Annotated in this window: 16 protein-coding genes; 9 read left to right on the top strand and 7 right to left on the bottom strand. The window is 72.4% G+C overall.

Annotated elements, in window-relative coordinates:
• Positions 1–15 precede the first annotated feature (15 nt).
• Entirely contained in the window at positions 16–1,005 is a 990-nt protein-coding gene (locus tag EUA93_RS08145) for a glutathione S-transferase family protein (RefSeq protein WP_129399671.1), read from the bottom strand.
• Positions 1,006–1,118: 113 nt separating this feature from the next.
• On the opposite strand from EUA93_RS08145, the gene EUA93_RS08140 reads away from it, so the two are divergent.
• Positions 1,119–1,685 carry an ArsR/SmtB family transcription factor gene (locus EUA93_RS08140; RefSeq protein ID WP_129399670.1) on the top strand — a complete coding sequence of 189 codons (567 nt, stop codon included), beginning with the start codon at positions 1,119–1,121 and terminating at the stop codon, positions 1,683–1,685.
• Positions 1,682–2,935 (top strand): MFS transporter, encoded by a 1,254-nt coding sequence (locus tag EUA93_RS08135; protein WP_129399669.1) that lies wholly within the window; start codon positions 1,682–1,684, stop codon positions 2,933–2,935. The genes EUA93_RS08140 and EUA93_RS08135 overlap by 4 nt, the downstream gene beginning before the upstream one ends.
• A gap of 132 nt (positions 2,936–3,067) precedes the next feature.
• On the opposite strand, the gene hisC is transcribed toward EUA93_RS08135, so the two are convergent.
• Positions 3,068–4,144: a histidinol-phosphate transaminase gene (hisC, locus tag EUA93_RS08130; RefSeq protein ID WP_129399668.1), complete on the bottom strand. Its 1,077-nt coding sequence runs from the start codon at positions 4,142–4,144 to the stop codon at positions 3,068–3,070.
• Between the two features lie 9 nt (positions 4,145–4,153).
• The gene (locus tag EUA93_RS08125; protein WP_129399667.1) at positions 4,154–4,708 is read right to left on the bottom strand and encodes a VanZ family protein; all 555 of its coding nucleotides are present in this window, start codon (positions 4,706–4,708) and stop codon (positions 4,154–4,156) included.
• Between the two features lie 191 nt (positions 4,709–4,899).
• On the opposite strand from EUA93_RS08125, the gene EUA93_RS08120 reads away from it, so the two are divergent.
• The 5 genes from EUA93_RS08120 to EUA93_RS08100 are packed head-to-tail and all read left to right on the top strand — an operon-like array spanning position 4,900 to position 8,826.
• On the top strand, positions 4,900–5,289 hold the full coding sequence (locus tag EUA93_RS08120; RefSeq protein ID WP_129399666.1) for a phage holin family protein: 390 nt from the start codon (positions 4,900–4,902) through the stop codon (positions 5,287–5,289).
• Positions 5,289–5,810 (top strand): low molecular weight protein-tyrosine-phosphatase, encoded by a 522-nt coding sequence (locus tag EUA93_RS08115; protein WP_129399665.1) that lies wholly within the window; start codon positions 5,289–5,291, stop codon positions 5,808–5,810. Before EUA93_RS08120 ends, EUA93_RS08115 begins: the two co-directional genes overlap by 1 nt.
• Positions 5,810–6,673, top strand: coding sequence for a fructosamine kinase family protein (locus EUA93_RS08110; RefSeq protein WP_129399664.1), 864 nt, complete (start codon positions 5,810–5,812; stop codon positions 6,671–6,673). Before EUA93_RS08115 ends, EUA93_RS08110 begins: the two co-directional genes overlap by 1 nt.
• Positions 6,674–6,733: 60 nt before the next feature.
• The gene (locus tag EUA93_RS08105; protein WP_129399663.1) at positions 6,734–7,429 is read left to right on the top strand and encodes a response regulator transcription factor; all 696 of its coding nucleotides are present in this window, start codon (positions 6,734–6,736) and stop codon (positions 7,427–7,429) included.
• Positions 7,426–8,826: a HAMP domain-containing sensor histidine kinase gene (locus EUA93_RS08100; protein ID WP_129399662.1), complete on the top strand. Its 1,401-nt coding sequence runs from the start codon at positions 7,426–7,428 to the stop codon at positions 8,824–8,826. The genes EUA93_RS08105 and EUA93_RS08100 overlap by 4 nt, the downstream gene beginning before the upstream one ends.
• Before the next feature lie 57 nt (positions 8,827–8,883).
• Here EUA93_RS08100 and EUA93_RS08095 read toward each other — a convergent pair whose 3' ends face one another.
• The 4 genes from EUA93_RS08095 to EUA93_RS08080 form a co-directional block, all read right to left on the bottom strand.
• Positions 8,884–10,143, bottom strand: coding sequence for an anthranilate synthase component I family protein (locus tag EUA93_RS08095; protein ID WP_129399661.1), 1,260 nt, complete (start codon positions 10,141–10,143; stop codon positions 8,884–8,886).
• Positions 10,140–10,700, bottom strand: a complete 561-nt coding sequence (locus EUA93_RS08090; protein ID WP_129399660.1) for an anthranilate synthase component II — start codon at positions 10,698–10,700, stop codon at positions 10,140–10,142. Before EUA93_RS08090 ends, EUA93_RS08095 begins: the two co-directional genes overlap by 4 nt.
• Before the next feature lie 25 nt (positions 10,701–10,725).
• A complete protein-coding gene (locus tag EUA93_RS08085) occupies positions 10,726–12,432 on the bottom strand; it encodes a sulfatase-like hydrolase/transferase (RefSeq protein ID WP_129399659.1) in 1,707 nt (568 codons plus the stop codon).
• Positions 12,433–12,641: 209 nt separating this feature from the next.
• The gene (locus tag EUA93_RS08080) at positions 12,642–14,537 is read right to left on the bottom strand and encodes an anthranilate synthase family protein (RefSeq protein WP_129399658.1); all 1,896 of its coding nucleotides are present in this window, start codon (positions 14,535–14,537) and stop codon (positions 12,642–12,644) included.
• A gap of 130 nt (positions 14,538–14,667) precedes the next feature.
• On the opposite strand from EUA93_RS08080, the gene EUA93_RS08075 reads away from it, so the two are divergent.
• Both EUA93_RS08075 and EUA93_RS08070 read left to right on the top strand, forming a co-directional pair.
• On the top strand, positions 14,668–16,038 hold the full coding sequence (locus EUA93_RS08075; protein ID WP_165355090.1) for an O-antigen ligase family protein: 1,371 nt from the start codon (positions 14,668–14,670) through the stop codon (positions 16,036–16,038).
• A gap of 45 nt (positions 16,039–16,083) precedes the next feature.
• Positions 16,084–16,986, top strand: a complete 903-nt coding sequence (locus tag EUA93_RS08070; protein ID WP_129399656.1) for a dTDP-4-dehydrorhamnose reductase family protein — start codon at positions 16,084–16,086, stop codon at positions 16,984–16,986.
• Positions 16,987–16,996: the final 10 nt, after the last annotated feature.

Raw genomic sequence — 16,996 nt, 5'->3', positions numbered from 1 at the left:
CGGCCCCTGGTCCGCCTAGCCGCGGCCGTGGGGCGTGAGCCAGACGGCCGGGTCGGGGCCGGCCGGGACGATCTGCGTCGGGTTGATGTCGGTGTGGACGACGTAGTAGTGCCGCTTGATCTGCTCGAAGTCGACCTCGTCGCCGAAGCCGGGCGTCTGGTAGAGGTCGCGCGCGTAGCCCCAGAGGTTCGGCATCTCGGTGAGCTTGTTGCGGTTGCACTTGAAGTGGCCGTGGTAGACCGCGTCGAAGCGGACGAGCGTCGTGAAGAGCCGGACGTCGGCCTCCGTGATCGCCTCGCCCATCAGGTAGCGACGGTCGGCGAGGCGCTCCTCGAGCCAGTCCATCGCCGTCCACAGCCGCGCGTAGGCGTCGTCGTACGCCTCCTGGGAGCCGGCGAAGCCGCAGCGGTAGACCCCGTTGTTGACCTCGGTGAAGACGCGCTTCATCACCGCCTCCATCTCCTCGCGGAGGTCGGCGGGCCAGAGGTCGGGCGCGTCGGGGCGCTGGTGCTCGCGCCACTCGAAGGAGAGGTCGTGGGTGATCTGCGGGAAGTCGTTGGTGACGACCTGGCCCGACTCGACGTCGACGATCGCGGGCACCGTGATGCCGCGCGGGTAGTCGGCCTCGCGGGCGAAGTAGGCCTGCTGGAGGCGCTCGATGCCGAGCACCGGGTCGACCCCGCCGGGGTCGAGGTCGAAGGTCCAGCTGCGCTGGTCGTGCGTCGGGCCCGGCGCCCCCCACGAGATCACGTCCTCGAGGCCGAGGAGCGAGCGGACGATGATCGAGCGGTGCGCCCACGGGCAGGCGCGGGCGGCGACGAGGCGGTAGCGCCCCGGCGTGGCCTCCCACACGGGGACGTCGCGCGGGCTGTCCTTCGAGCCGCTCGGGAACTGCTCGTCGAGCGGGTCCAGCGACGTCGAGCCGGCCAGGACCCGGTCGGGCAGGTAGGTCATGTCGCGCTCGAAGGGCTGGCCCTGCTTCGTGTAGCTCGCCGTGTCGTTCATCCTTCAACCATACGTCGCCCCGCCGCGTAGTCCAGTGCGGACCGGCTGGACTGCCCCGCACTTCTACAAAGAAGTGTTTGCAAATGACTCTTTGCAGTCGTAGCGTGGCCGGCATGCCCTCCTCCATCACCCCCGACATCGCGGGCCTGCGCGCGCTGAGCCACCCGGTCCGGCTGAAGATGCTCACCCTGCTGCGGGCCGAGGGCCCGGCGACCGCGACCACGCTCGCGCAGCGCCTCGACCTCAACACCGGCGCGACGTCGTACCACCTGCGCCAGCTGGCCCAGCACGGCTTCATCGAGGAGGACGCCGAGCGCGGCACTGCACGCGACCGGTGGTGGCGCGCGGCGCACCAGAGCACCCGGACCGACTTCCGCGAGAAGCGGGTCGACGACACCGACGTCGAGGCCTACCTCACCACCGTCGCGATGCTGTACGCCGACCGCACGCGCGCGGCCGTGACCGAGCTGCCGTTCCTCCCGGAGGAGTGGCGCACCGCCGGCACCCTGAGCGACTGGGAGCTGAGGCTCACCGCGACCCAGGCCGAGCGGCTCGTCCGCGCGCTCGCCGAGGTGATCGAGGAGGCCGACGGCGGCACGGACAACGACGCCGACGCGAAGCCCTTCGTGGTCAACCTCAATGCCTACCCGCGGCCCGGCCAGGAGTGGGGCGAGTCGTGACCAGCCGCACCCCCCTGGTCGGCGCGCTCGTCGCCGAGGGCATCTCCTACGTCGGCACCCGGGTCTCGATGATCGCGATCCCGTGGTTCGTCCTGTCGACCACCGGGTCCGCGACCCAGACCGGTCTCGTGGCCGCGGTCGAGATCACGCCGCTGGTGGTCTTCAAGGCACTCGGCGGGCCCCTGCTCGACCGCCTCGGCCCGCGCCGCGTGACGCTCACCTGCGACCTCGTCTCCGCGCTCGTCGTCGGCGCGATCCCGCTGCTGCACCACCTCGAGATGCTGTCGTTCCCGATGCTCCTCGTGCTGGTCGCGTTCGCCGGAGCGCTGCGCGGTCCGGGCGACGCGGGCAAGGCGGCGATGACGCCGGAGATCGCGAAGACCGCCGGGTTCTCCCTCGAGCGCGTCGCCGGGCTGGCCGCGGCCGTCGAGCGCACCTCGACCATGGCCGGCGCCGCACTGGCCGGCCTGCTCGTCGCGTCCGTCGGCGCGGCCAACGCGCTCTACGTCGACGCCGCGTCGTTCCTCGTCTCATTCGTGGTCTTCGGCATCGCGACGACCGGCCTCGGCCGACCGGTCCGGCCCGAGGTCGACGCCGGCCCGACGTCGTACGCCACCGAGCTGCGGCAGGGCTGGGACTTCCTGCGCCGGGACCCGGTGCTCGTCTCGATCTGCGCGATGGTCGCGGTGACCAACCTCGTCGACCAGGCCTGGGTCGCCGTGCTCGCGCCGGTGTGGGCGAAGGAGTCCGGGGCCGGCGTCGCCGTGCTCGGCACGCTCTTCGCGGTGATGAGCGGTGCGTCGGTGCTGGGTGCGCTGGTGGCCGCGCGGTGGGGCGAGACGCTGCCGCGCTACCGGACGTACGTCGTCGCGTTCCTCGTCGCGGGCGCGCCACGCTTCGTGGTGATGGCGCTCGAGTCGCCGGTCTGGGCCGTCCTTGCGGTCACGGTCGTCGCGGGTGCGGCGTCGGGCTTCCTGAACCCGATCCTCGGAGCCGTGATCCTCGAGCGGATCCCCGAGCCGTTGCTCGGGCGGGTCTCCTCGCTCAACACCGCCCTGTGCTTCTCCCTCATGCCGCTCGGCGGGATCCTCGGCGGCCTCGCGGTCACCGGGCTCGGCGTGTCGCCCGCGCTCCTCCTCGCCGGGGCGGCGTACCTCGTCACGACGATGGCACCGACCCGGGTGCCCAGCTTCCGGCGGATGGACCGGGCGCCGACGGCAGCGCCGGACTCGGTGCCCAGCGGTGCGTGAGCCACATTTTCCGCGCGTCGAATGTGGCTGCGCCACCGCTCCCCGGCGCGTCCGTCAGCGACACCTCCACGCCGGTGCGTGAGCCACATTTCGTCGGACCGAAATGTGGCTCACTCACCGCCGGAGGCGAGGTCAGGTCGACGGCGCGAAGCGGGCGGCCACCTCGACCACCCGGTCGAAGGCCTCGGACTCGCCGATGCTGACCCGCACCCCGTCGCCGGCGAAGGGGCGCACCGAGATCCCGACCTCCCCGCAGGCGGCGGCGAAGTCGAGCGCGCGGTCGCCGAGCGGGAACCACACGAAGTTCCCCTGCGCGTCGGGCAGGTCCCAGCCGACCTCGCGGAGCCGGGCGACGAGGTCGGCCCGCCGTTCGACGAGGTCCGACACCCGCTCGAACAGCGCGTCCTGCGAGGCGAGCGAGGCGATGGCCGCCGCCTGGGCGACGTGGCTGACGCCGAAGGGCGTGGAGACCGCGCGGAGCGCAGCGGCCAGCGGCGCCGGCGCGACGGCGTACCCCACCCGGAAGCCGGCGAGCCCGTAGGCCTTGGAGAAGGTGCGGGTCAGGACCACGTTCTGGTGGCGGCGGTAGGTCGCGACGCCGTCGATCGCGTCGTCCATCCGCACGAACTCGAGGTAGGCCTCGTCCACGACGACCACGACGTGCGACGGCACCTGGGCGATGAACGCGTCGAGCTCGGCCTGCGTGACGGCCGGACCGGTCGGGTTGTTGGGCGTGCAGACGATGACGACCTTGGTGCGGTCGGTGACCGCGGCCGCCATCGCGTCGAGGTCGTGGCGGCCGTCGGCGGTCACCGGCACCTGGACGCTCGTCGCGCCCCCCGCGGTGACGGCGATCGGGTAGGCCTCGAACGAGCGCCACGCGTAGACGACCTCGTCACCGGGGTCGCAGAAGGCGTTGACGAGCTGGTAGATCAGCGCGACCGACCCGGTGGCCGCCGCGAGGTCCTCGGTCGGGACACCCATCGCCTCGCCGAGCGCGGCGTAGAGCGCGGTGCTGCCCATGTCGGGGTAGCGGTTCATGGACGCCGCCGCCTCGGTCGCCGCCTCCAGCACGCCGGGGAGCGGCGGGTAGGGGTTCTCGTTCGAGGAGAGCTTGTACGACGTCAGCCCGGGGCGGGCGACCGGCGGCTTGCCGGCGACGTACGCAGGGATGGCGAGGACGTTCGGCCGGGGCTGGGGCGAGGTCATGACCGCACCCTAGACAAGGCGCCGGCGCCACGGCTTGACCACCGGCAGGAGCAGCAGCCCGAGGGCGAAGCCGATCCCGGCACCGACGATGTTGTCGACCATGTCGGTGACGTCGCACGCGCGGTCGAGCCGGGCGAGCTGGAGCTGGGTGAGCTCGATGCCGAGGCTGTACGCCGCCAGCAGCCCGAGGCCGAGCGGGGCGAGCACCAGCCCGATCCACCACCGACCCACGGCGAGCACGAGGAAGAGGCCCGCCGGCACGAAGAGCAGCACGTTGAGGGTGCGCTGGTCGAGGCCGAGGACCTCGAAGGCGGCACCCGAGGGCCCGCCGTAGTCCCACGAGCAGGTCTCGCTCCGGGTCTCCGCCGGCACGAACCCGACGTCCGGACGGGTCGGCACCAGGGTGACCAGGGCGATCGCGACGAGCGACCACAGCAGCCCCGCGACCGACACCGCCGTGACCGTGCCGAGCCAGCGCCGGGTGGCGAGCGCGAGCAGCACGGCGACCACGGCGGCGACCAGCCCGCCGAGCACCATCACGCCCGTTCCGCCGATCGTCACCACCTCACGGAGGCTAGCGGGAGCCGGGTGGCCAACAGCCTCATCCAGCCACCACGCTCGGCGCGCTACCCCGTCGTGACTGACGAGCGAGCAAGCGTGACGAGCGCAGCGAGGCAGCGCCGTCGAGCGAGGAGGGTCGACGGGGTCCTCCAGCGCGGCGAGCACCGCGCGCGGAGCGCGCTAATGTCACAGCCATGCGCTTCATCACCTGGTTGCTCACCTACGCCGCGGGACTCGCGGTCGCGGCGTGGCTGCTCGACGGGATCCGCTTCGCGGGGGCTCGCAACGGGACCGCCGAGGTGCAGGACAAGATCCTGCCGCTGCTGCTGGTCGCCTTGATCCTGGGCCTCGTCTCGACCTTCATCGAGCCGGTGATCAAGCTGCTCTCGCTCCCGTTCATCATCCTGACGCTGGGCTTCCTGCTGCTGGTGATCAACGCACTGATGCTGCTGCTCACGGCCAGGCTCGCCGACGCCTTCGACATCGGCTTCCACGTCAACGGCTTCTGGAACGCGGTCGCGGGCTCGCTGATCATCACGATCGTCGGCTGGGGCGTCCGCTCGGCCCTTCCCGCCGAGCGCTGATGCCGGGGCTGCCTCCCGCCCGCACGCCGGGCAGCTACCGCATCGCCCTGGTCTGCCTGGGCAACATCTGCCGCTCCCCCACGGCCCACGTCGTCCTGAAGAGCCGGTTGGCCGACGCCGGCCTCGACGACCGCGTCGAGGTCGCCTCGTCGGGCACCGGCGGCTGGCACGTCGGCGACCCGATGGACCGCCGCGCCGCCGCCACGCTGAGCGCCGCGGGCTACGACCCGACCCGGCACCGCGCGCGGCAGTACGACGACTCGTGGGCGACGTCGTACGACCTCGTGCTCGTGATGGACGAGGCCAACCTGGCCGACGTCGGCGGCCGCACCGAGCGCATCGGCCTGTTCCGCGACCTCGATCCGGACGATCCGAGCGCCGAGGTACCTGACCCGTACTACGGTGGAGACGACGGGTTCGAGGAGGTGCTGGCGATGGTGGAGCGGACGAGCGACGCGATCGTGACGGCGCTCGACGAGGTGCTGGGCCGGGCCGACGGGCCGCCCGGGGACCCCGCCTGATGGCTCGCCAGCCACTGGTCGCCAGGCGTGCCGAGGAGCTCCTCGGCTCGTCGGTGGTGGCGACCTCTCCCGTGGCCGGCGGCGACATCGCGACCGCGACGCGGCTGCGCCTCTCGAGCGGCCAGACCGCGCTGATGAAGACGTTGCCGCACGCGCCCGAGGGGTTCTTCGAGGCCGAGGCGGCCGGGCTGCGGTGGCTCTCGGAGGTCGACGGCGGCGTGCCGCTGCCGGAGGTCCTCGGCGCGGCCAGCGACTGCGTGATCCTGGCGTGGGTCGAGCAGAGCGCGAAGACGCCGGTCGAGGCGGCCGTGACCTTCGGCCACCAGCTCGCGACCACCCACCGCGCGGGCGCCGACGGCTGGGGGCTCGACCAGGACGGCTTCATCGGCCGCCTGCCGCTGCCCAACCGGACGGCCGGCTCGTGGGCGGAGTTCTACGCGATCCGCCGGGTGCTGCCCTACCTCAAGCTCGCCCGCGACCGCGGCGCGATCGAGGAGGCCGACGCCGCTGCGGTCGAGAAGGTCGTCGGCCGGCTCACCGACCTCCTCCCCGACGAGGCGCCGTCCCGCCTCCACGGCGACCTGTGGAACGGCAATTGCCTGTGGGGTCAGGACCTCACCATCCACGTCATCGACCCGGCGGCCCACGGCGGCCACCGCGAGGCCGACCTGGCGATGCTGCACCTCTTCGGGCTCACCCACCTGCCGCGGGTCATGGCCGCCTACGACGAGGCGCACCCGCTCGCCGACGGCTGGGAGGACCGGCTCGGGATCCACCAGCTCTTCCCGCTGCTGGTGCACGCCTGCATGTTCGGCGGCGGCTACGGCGCCCGCGCCGGCACGCTGGCCGCGCGCTACGCCTGATCACCCGATCTTCAGCCTGCGCTCAGGACGCGGTGGCATCCTGTCCGCTGTGATGTCCCTGTGAGCGAGTCCAAGCCCCGCGTGCTGGTCGTCGACGACGACCGGGCCGTGCGCGACTCGCTGCGTCGCTCGCTCGAGTTCAACGGGTACGACGTCGCGCTGGCCGCCGACGGCGCCGAGGGCCTGGTCGCGGTCGGTGCCCAGCACCCCGACGTCGTGGTGATCGACGTGATGATGCCGCGCCTCGACGGCATCGAGACGACGCGGGCGCTGCGGGCGGCGGGCAACGACGTACCGATCCTCGTGCTGACCGCGCGCGACGCGGTGGGTGACCGGGTCGAGGGGCTCGACGCCGGTGCCGACGACTACCTCACCAAGCCCTTCGCCCTCGAGGAGCTGCTGGCCCGGCTGCGCGCGCTGCTGCGCCGCGTCGTCCCGGACCCCGAGGCGGACGCCGAGGTGCTCACCTTCGCCGACCTGTCGATGGACGTCGGCAGCCGCGACGTGTCGCGCGGGGGTCGGTCGATCGAGCTCACCCGCACCGAGTTCACCCTCCTCGAGATGTTCCTGCGGCGCCCGCGCCGGGTCCTCGACCGGTCCTTCATCCTGGAGGAGGTCTGGGGCTACGACTTCCCGACGAGCGCCAACTCGCTGGAGGTCTACGTCGGCTACCTGCGCCGCAAGACCGAGGCCGAGGGCGAGGCCCGGCTGATCCAGACGGTGCGCGGCGTGGGCTACGTGCTGAAGGAATCATGACGCAGGCCACGCCCTGGCCCGACGGGCGCTGGCACTACCGCCGGTCGCTGGCGTCGCGCGTCGCCGTGCTCACCACGCTGGCGATCGGCATCTCGATCGGCATCATGGCCTTCACCGCGTTCGTGGTGATGCGCCAGCAGCTGATGAGCTCGCTCGACCAGTCGCTGCTCAACCGGGCCCACAAGGCGACGTCGGTGTCGGCCCTGTCCGAGCTCACCGTCGGCGGTGTGCCTCCCTGGTGGCTCGGGGCCGCCGACGTGCGCATCATGATCGTGACCACCGAGGGCGCCTCCGGCACCGACATCCCGCACTTCAAGCTGGGCCAGCCGGAGTACGACGTCGTGACCGGGAAGCGCGAGTCGGCCGTGCGGACCCTCGTCACCACCGAGGGCGAGCGCTACCGCGTCGCGTCGGTCCAGTCCGGCAGCGGCCAGGCGCTGGTGATCGCGCAGTCACTCGCGCCCAACGACCGGACCCTCGGCAAGCTCGGGGGCGTGCTCTTCGTCTTCGGTGCGCTCGGCGTGCTGGCCGCCCTGCTCGCCGGCTGGCTCGTCGCCCGCAACGGCCTCAGACCCGTGCGCCGGCTCACGTCGTCCGTCGAGCGCATCGCGGTCACCGAGGACCTCACGCCGCTCCGCGTCGAGGGCGACGACGAGGTCGCGCGTCTCGCGACCGCCTTCAACCAGATGCTGCTGGCCCTCGGTGCGTCCCGCGACCGGCAGCGCCGGCTGGTGGCCGACGCGGGCCACGAGCTGCGTACGCCGCTCACCTCGCTCCGCACCAACCTCGACCTGCTGCGGCAGGCCGAGGGCAACACGGCACTTCCCGCGGAGGCACGCCTCGAGCTGCTCGACGACGTACGGGCCCAGATCGAGGAGCTCAGCGCGCTCGTGGGCGACCTCGTCGAGCTCGCCCGCGACGAGCCCACGGCCCACGTCGTCGCGGAGGTCGACCTGGCCGACGTCGTCGAGCGGGCGATCACGCGCGTACGCCGTCGCGCGCACGGCATCTCCTTCGACGTCCAGCTCGAGGAGTGGCGCGTCGTGGCCGACGCGAGCAGCCTCGAGCGCGCGGTGACCAACCTGCTCGACAACGCCGGCAAGTGGAGCCCGACCGACGGCACGGTGACCGTGCGGCTGGCCGACGGCATCCTCGTCGTCGACGACGAGGGCAACGGCATCGCCGAGGCCGACCGGCCGCACGTCTTCGAGCGCTTCTACCGCGCCGAGGAGTCGCGCACCATGCCCGGCTCCGGTCTCGGGCTCGCCATCGTGCGGCAGGTCGTCGATCGGCACGGCGGCCAGGTGCGGGTCGAGACGGCGCCCGGCGGTGGGGCCCGCTTCTCGCTCTGGCTGCCGGGGGTGGGCGTCGCTCGGGAGTCTCCGGATATCCGGTGACTCCCCCGCTTGTCGGCCCAGATCTGGGGGGCGAAGCGGGAGACTCGGGTGCACAGGTCAGTCGAAGACGCGCAGCAGGCGCTCGGCCTTCCACTCCGACTCGGCCCACTCCTCGGCGACGTCGGACTTCACGGTGATCCCGCCGCCCGTTCCTAGGCTCCAGGTGCCGCTCCCGTCGGTCATCAGCGAGCGGATGACGACCCCGAGGTCGGCCGGACCGTCGCCGCTGATCCAGCCGAACGCACCGGCGTACACCCCCCGCGGCGTCGACTCGACCTCCTCGACGATCTCCATCGTGCGCAGCTTCGGCGCGCCCGTCATCGAGCCGGCCGGGAAGAGCGCGCGCAGCGCGGCGACCGTGCTGACGTCGTCGCGCAACCGCCCGCGGACGGTGCTCACCAGCTGGTGCACCGACTCGTAGGACTCGACCTGCATCAGCGCCGGCACCTCGACCGACCCCACCTCGCAGACCAGGGACAGGTCGTTGCGCAGCAGGTCGACGATCATCAGGTTCTCCGCCCGCGTCTTGGGGTCGCTCGCCAGCCGCTCGCGGTGCGCCTCGTCCTCCTCGGGCGTCGTGCCGCGCGGGGTCGTGCCCTTGATCGGCTTGGTCTCGAGGTGGCGGTCGGCGGTCACCAGGGCGTACCGCTCCGGCGAGCTCGACAACAGCCACGCCCGGGCGTCGTCGACGTCGTGCTGGAGGAAGCCGGCGTACGGCGCGGGGTTGAGCTCGCGGAGCCGGAGGTACGCCGTCACCGGGTCGAGGTCGCTCGTCCGCGCGATCCGGTGGGTGAGGTTGACCTCGTAGGAGTTGCCCGCGTGCAGGTGCTCCTGGACGCGGGCGAAGGCGGCGGCGTAGGGGGCGGGAGGCCTCTCGCTGAACTTGTCAGGCGTTGCAACGGCCGACAAGCTCAGCGATCCCCGGTCAGCCGGGGATCGCTCCGGAGCGGGGACCTCGTGCTCGAACACCCGCACCCCGGCAGGCCGCATCCAGACCGCGTCGGGGAGGGTCGGGTCCGGCGAGGCGGGGAGGTCGGGACGCGCGGCGTAGCCGAGGTAGCCGAACCACTGCTCGCCCGGGCGCATCCACTCCTCGAGGACGGTGAAGACGTCGTCGCCGACGACGGCCGAGGTGCCGCCCGAGTGCGCACGGACCTCGCGCCGGGCGGCCGACCAGGTGAGGGAGACGTCGTCGTCGGTGAGCCAGCCGACGAGCGAGCGCCGGCCGGACCACTCGCGCGCCCCGCCGCCGTCGAGCCAGAAGCACCGCTCGTGCTCGGCGGCCACGGAGGTGAAGAAGGAGACCGGGTCGCTCACGAGAGGAAGTTCCCCACGAGCGCGGCGCCGTGCGCGGAGAGGACGGACTCCGGGTGGAACTGGACGCCCTCGAGCGGGAGGTCGACGTGGCGCACGCCCATCACCACCCCGTCGTCCGACCACGCGGTCGCGACCAGTGACGACGGCAGCGAGACGGCTCCCAGCGAGTGGTAGCGCACCGCGTCGAAGTCCTGCGGCAGCCCGGCGAACACGCCGAGCCCGTCGTGCCGGACCGACACGACCTCGCCGTGCGCGGGACGCAGCCGCTCGACCGTCCCGCCGTACGCCGTCACCAGTCCCTGCATGCCCAGGCACACCCCGAGCACCGGTCGCGTCCCGGACAGCAGCACCGCGGTCCCGACGGAGAAGTCCGCCTCCACCGACGGATGACCCGGCCCGGGCGACAGCACGACGTGGGAGTGGCGCAGCACGTCCTCGACCGAGACCTCGTCGTGCTGGACGACCGTGGGCAGGACTCCGGTCACGGACGCGACGAGGTGCACCAGGTTCCACGTGTAGGAGTCGTGGTGGTCGACCACGATCACGTCGGGCTGCACGCGCCAGACAGTAGTGCCAGTGGGGCTACTGGCGGACGGACCGACAGGCGGCCGACACCGGCTGGTCGCCGGACTCCTGGCAGGTGTCGAAGGCAGCGAGCTTCGCCATCAGCAGGTCCACCTCGGCGCGCCGCTTGGGGTTGGTGACGTTGTTGCGCAGCTCGAACCCGTTGCGCCGGTAGCTGTAGAACTCGTAGCCCCACTGCGCCCGGTCGGGTCGCGGGTCGAGGTCGAAGCGCGCGAGCAGCGCGGTGCGGCTGCGCACGGCGGTGTAGGACGGGATGCGGTCGAGCTCGGGGCCGCTGAAGGCCGCGTCGGGGTCGCCGCCCGTCAGCGTCTGCTGCGTGTGCTCGAGGAACGCGTAGCCCTGGCGCACGAGCTTCGGCTGCGCCAGCGTCGGCACGAGCGAGAGTCCGCTGCGGAACGGCGCCGGCCCCAGCCCCGCCAGCTCCTCGAAGGTCGGGGCGAGGTCGATGTTGCTGGTCACCTCGCGCCGCGCCCCTGGCACCACGCCCGGGCCGGTGACCAGCAGCGGCACCCGCACGTCGGTGTCGTACGGCGTCCCCTTGCCGCGACCGAGAGCGTTCTGGCCGAGGTGGAAGCCGTTGTCGGAGGTGAGCACGACGTAGGTGTCGGGCCCGACCGCCCCGAGGATCCGGTTCACCAGCCGGTCGGCCGACTGCGCCATCCGCGCCCGGTCGCGCAGGTCGCGCGTCGCGACGGCGGGGCGCAGGCTGCCGGCGGTGTTCCAGGCGCGGCCCTTCGTGCCGTCGGCCAGCCGCGGCCGGTTGTCGCGCGGGTCGTCACCGAAGCCGGGCAGGTCGTCGACCGTGAGCTTGCGGCACGCGACGCGACCGCAGCTGCGGTCGCCGGCCCGGTCACGGAACATCGGCGGGAACAGCGGGTCACCCGGGTAGTAGCCCTGCGGCTGCGTGCGGTTGTGGGGCGCGTAGAGCGCGACCTCGAGGAAGTAGGGCGCGTCCGACGCCTCGCCCTGGCGCAGCACCTGCATCGCCCGGTCACCGATCATCGTGCCGGCATAGGCCCGGTCCTTGGCCGCGTCGCTGGCGCTGGCGGGCGGCGCGGGGTGCTGCGTCACCCGGAGCCGACCGTCGGCGAGGGACGTGCTGGCGAAGTCCCAGCCGTCGTAGGCGGAACCGAAGACCGCGTTGAAGCTCGTCCAGCCCGGCACCACCGGTGGCAGCGCGCGGCCCGGCACCCACTCGTACTCGTTGAGGAACTTGCCCACGAAGCCGGTCGTGTAGCCGGCCTCCTGCAGCCGCACGTTGAACGCGCGCTCGGGGTTGCCGTGGGTGTCGTAGGCCGGCCAGCCGCCGAGCTGCGACGTGCCCTGGTTGGACGTGTTCGTGCGCACGCCGGTCTGGTGGGGGTACTGCCCGGTGAAGAAGCTCGACCGCGACACGCAGCACAGCGAGTCGGTGACGAAGGAGAAGGGGTACGACGCTCCCGCCTTGCGCATCCGCTGGGCCGACCGCATCGTCTGGACGAGGTCCATCGAGAAGTCGTCGAGCATGACGACCACGATGTTGGGCCGCTGGTCGCGGGTCGCCGCCGGCTGGAGGTCGCCGACCGCCGACGCACCGCTCGTCGTCCGCGGCGGGCGCGCGCCGTCGGGCGCACCGGAGCCGGCCTCGCCCGGGCCGCCGCAGGCCGCGACCGTCATCAGCGCGACCAGGCACACGCCCGCCCACGCTCGCTTGAAGTGCTGCACCTGACCCCCGTCATGTCCCCCGTTGCGTACGCAACAGTGACGCTCTGGGGCGTGGATCGGTTGCGTCCACGCCGAGGGTCAATGTCTATCATTTCAGTGGACTAAACCGGGTCCCGCCCCTCGGTATCCAGGGACGAACCGGTAGGGAACTGGGGCCGGGCACCTACCAGAACGTCCCTAGGTGTCCAGCGGGCGGGACGTGCGAGCAATCAGGCGAGCAGGAGGTCGCGGACCGCGGCGTGGAGGAGGTCGTAGCCGTTCTCGGTGAGGATCGACTCGGCGTGGAACTGGATGCCGCGGAAGTGCGGGCCGGAGATGGCGTGGATGTCGCCGGCGTCGTCGGCCTCCACGGTGACTCCGTCCGGCAGCGCGCCACCGGCGGGGACACGCCCCACGAAGGTGTTGTAGAAGCCGACCCGCTCGGTGCGGCCACCGATCCGGACGGGCGACTGGGTGCCCTGGAAGACGACGTCCTTGTAGCCGAGGTCGAGACCGAGCCGCTGGCACAGCGTCTGGTGGCCCAGGCACACGGCGAGGAAGGGCTGCTCGCCGGCGAGCAGGTCGTCGACCGCCCGACGGAACGACGCGATCTTCGGGTGCTCGCCCTCGCGCGGGTCGCCGGGACCAGGGCCGACGATCACCAGGTCGGCGCCGTCGAAGGCGCCAGACGTGTAGTCCTCGTGCCGCACCACGCGCGAGGTCATGCCGAAGACGCCGAGCACGTGGACGAGCATGTTCACGAAGTCGTCCTCGCCGTGCAGTATCACGACCTGCTTCCCGGCCAGGCCGGGGTCGGCGGGCTCGCCCGCCTGGTCGGTCAGCCAGAAGCGGGACAGCCGCTGGTTGCGCGTCCCCAGGGCGAGTACGACGTCCTCGTCCCGCGCGAGGTCGGCGATGGCCGCGCCGTCGGAGGTCGCCGCCGGCGCCAGGCCGAAGGCGCTGAGGATGCCGCCGGCCTTGGCCCGCGTCTCGGCGACCTCGTAGGCCGCGTCCGAGTCGCGCACGAGCGTCGCACCCGCGGTCACCTTGAGCTCGCCGGCCGGCGAGACGTCGGCGGTGCGGATCAGGATCGGGCTGTCCATCGTGGGCGTGCCGTCGGGCGAGCGGCCGAACAGCGCGAGGGCGGCGCCGTAGTAGCCGCGCCCCTCGGGCTCGTAGTCGGCGATCAGCCGGCAGGCGTTCTCGACGGGCGCGCCGGTCACCGTGGCGGCGTACATCGTGTCGCGGAGGATCTCGCGGTGGTCGCGCTCGGAGCGACCGGCGAGGAGGTACTCGGTGTGGATGAGGTGGGTCATCGGCTTGAGGAACGGGCCGAGCACCTGGCCGCCCTCGGAGCAGATGTCGCACATCATCTTGAGCTCCTCGTCGACGACCATGAAGAGCTCGAAGACCTCCTTCTCGTCGGCGAGGAACTCCAGCAGGCCGGCCTTGAGCTCGTCCTCGGAGAGCCCGCCGACGCGGAAGGTGCCGGAGATCGGGTTCATCCGGACGTCGCCGGAGCGCACCGAGACGTGCCTCTCGGGGCTGGCGCCGATGAGGAACCGCTCGCCGGTGAAGAAGCAGAAGGTCCAGTAGGCACCGCGCTCGCGCTCGAGCAGGCGCCGCAGGACGGTCAGCGCCCGGGTGGCGTCCCAGTCGGCTACGACCGCGCGGTAGTGGCGGCCGATGACGAGGTTGGCGCCCTCGCCCTGGCCGATCTCGTCGCGGATGATCGCCTCGACGACCTTGCCGTAGTCGTCGTCGCTCGTCGCGAAGCCGCCGCGGTCGGCGAACTCGACGGGTGCGTCGGGCAGGGCGGCGAGCAGGTCGTCGACCGACACCTCGTGCTCGGCCTCGATGTCGACCACCGTCAGCGGGGTGCCGTCGTCGATCGCGGCGAACCCGCGCTCGCGCACCTGGTGGAACGGCACGGCGACCAGCCGGTCGGCGCTGCGGCCGGGCTCGGGCGCGCCCGTCTCGAGCGGGATGTCGAGCAGCGAGGCGACCTCGTGCGGCGTGCCGCCGACCAGGCCCGCCGTGGGTGCGGCCTTGCGCCGGATGACCGCCCACGCGCCGTACCCCTGGATCTGCTCCAGGAGGTCGGGGACAGGCGTGGTCTCGGTCATGGCAGAGACCCTACGGCGGCCGTGTCGGCGCTCCTCGGGTGTCTCAGGTGTCCGGGCTCCGCCCTGGCCGTACGCTAGGCGCCGGTCCCCGACCGGTCCCACGCCCATGCCGTCCCCAGGAGCTCGCTTCGTGTCCGCCAGCGACGTCGCCCGCCGCGCGCTGCGTGGACCCAAGGCACTGCTGGACTGGCACGATCGCCGCCCCCGCGCGACGCTGACGTCCCCGCGGGGCTGGATCTGGATGGCGCTGATCGCCGCCCTGCTCTACTGGATGTCCAACCCGCTCGTCTTCATCCCGAGCTTCTTCTTCTCCTTCGAGCACGCGAAGTTCTGGACCAAGATCGCCATCCTGGTGACGCTGCCGTGGCTGCGACTGCCGCGCATCCCGTGGCCCTGGCTGCTGTTCCTCGGGCTCTGCTACCTCTCGCAGCTGTGGTCCATCAGCGACGCCAACACCGACCTGACCAACCTGGTCACGATGCAGGTCGCGCTGATGGCACTCATCGTGGCGGCCAACTGCGAGGCGCTCGTGGTCTGCTGGGGCCTGGGGCTCGGCGGGATCGTCGTGCTGGCGCTGTCGGCGTACGCCTACGAGCAGGAGCTGCCCGGCGCCTCCAACCCCTACCTGACCGGGTCCGACTTCGCAGGCGTCGGCACCAACGAGAACATCCTGGCCTACACGCTCGGCGTGTCGCTGGCCGCCGTGCTGGCCATCGGGTGGCCGCGCCGCACGCCGTGGCGGGTCCTGTCGGTGGCCACCACGGCGGCCCTGCTCTACGGGATCTACCGCGCCGCGTCCGGCACCGGCTTCCTCGCCGTGCTGGGCCTCGCCGGCATGGCGGCGCTCATCGCGGCGTGGCCGCGGCTGACGACACTGCCCCGCCGCGTCAAGGTCCTCGGCTCGCTCGCGGTCGTCGTCGTGCCGCTCGTCGCGGGCCTGGTGGTGTCGTTCGCCCTCGGCAAGGACCTCGGGACCGTCTCGGGGCGCGCTCCCTTCTGGCGCGCGGCCGTCGAGGCCTCGCTCGAGACCGCCCCCTGGTTCGGCTCGGGCTGGGGCGCGGTCTGGCAGCACCCGTGGAACGCGGCCCAGCCCAACGCCGTCGCGCAGCTGATCTACGACAAGGCCGGCTACGTGCTGCCCCACGGCCACAACTACTTCGTGGACGTGATGCCCGAGCTCGGGCTCGTCGGGGTGGCGATCGTCGTCGCGATGGTCGTCCAGGCCGTCACCACCGCACGCCGCACCGGCGTGCGCGAGGGCAGCGACCCGGTCGCGGGCCGGCTGGTCGTGCTCGTGCTGGTGTCGCTGATGGTCTTCGGCATCACCGAGCCCATGTTCAGCGTCCCGCTCGGCTGGTGGAGCCTCACGCTCGTGGTGGCGACGGCACGCCAGCGTGTGCTGCCGCGCCCGGAGCGGGGCGCCCGACGGTGGCCCTGGTCCCGCACCACCGGCAGGAGGCGGGCGGACGTGCCCCCGCAGGCCGCGACCGTGCACGGGTAGCATCCGGGACCCGTCCCCACGCCCCACCCACCCTCGGGAGACCCCATGACTGCCGCCTCGTCCGCCACCGGAGGAGTGCTCGTCCTCGGCGCGTCCGGGATGCTCGGGCACGCGCTGGTGCACGAGCTCCCCCGCCACCTCGACGGTGTCGAGGTGCGCGGGACGGTCCGCTCGCTCGACGCGGTGGACGAGACGTTCCGCGCCCAGGTGGAGCCCCGGCTCGTCGACGGCGTCGACGTCCTGGACCAGCCGTCGGTGGCGGCGGTGCTCGCGGAGCTGCGTCCTGACGTGGTCGTCAACGCGGTCGGGGTGATCAAGCAGGCACCCGGCGTCGACGACACCGTGCTGACCACGCAGATCAACGCCCTCCTCCCCCACCTGCTGGCACGGGACTGCTCCGCGGTGGGAGCGCGCCTGGTCCAGATCAGCACCGACTGCGTGTTCTCCGGTCGCGTCGGCGGCTACACCGAGGACGACGTGCCCGACCCGGTGGACTTCTACGGCAGGAGCAAGCTCCTCGGCGAGGTCGCAGCCCCCCACGTGACGTTGCGGACGTCGATCATCGGACCCGAGCTGCGGCACGGGGGCTCGCTGCTGGAGTGGTTCCTGAGCCGGGACGGCGAGCAGGTCAACGGCTTCAGCCGGGCCATCTACAGCGGTCTCCCGACCGTCGAGCTCGCTCGCGTCATGGGCTCCGTCGTGCTTCCGCGGCCGGGGCTCACCGGCATCTGGCAGGTGGCCTCGCAGCCGATCTCGAAGTACGACCTGCTCCGGCTCGTCGCCGACGAGTACGGCTGGACGGGCACCATCGAGCGGGAGGACGCCTTCACGCTCGACCGCTCCCTGTCGGCGTCGCGCTTCGCGGACGAGACCGGCTACGTCGCACCGTCCTGGCCGGACCTCGTGCACGAGATGCGCATCGCACACGAGCGCTGGACCGGTCGCTGACCGGACCGGG

The sequence above is a fragment of the Nocardioides oleivorans genome (genome assembly GCF_004137255.1).
GTDB lineage: Bacteria > Actinomycetota > Actinomycetes > Propionibacteriales > Nocardioidaceae > Nocardioides > Nocardioides oleivorans.
This window is presented reverse-complemented; position numbering and strand designations above follow the sequence as displayed.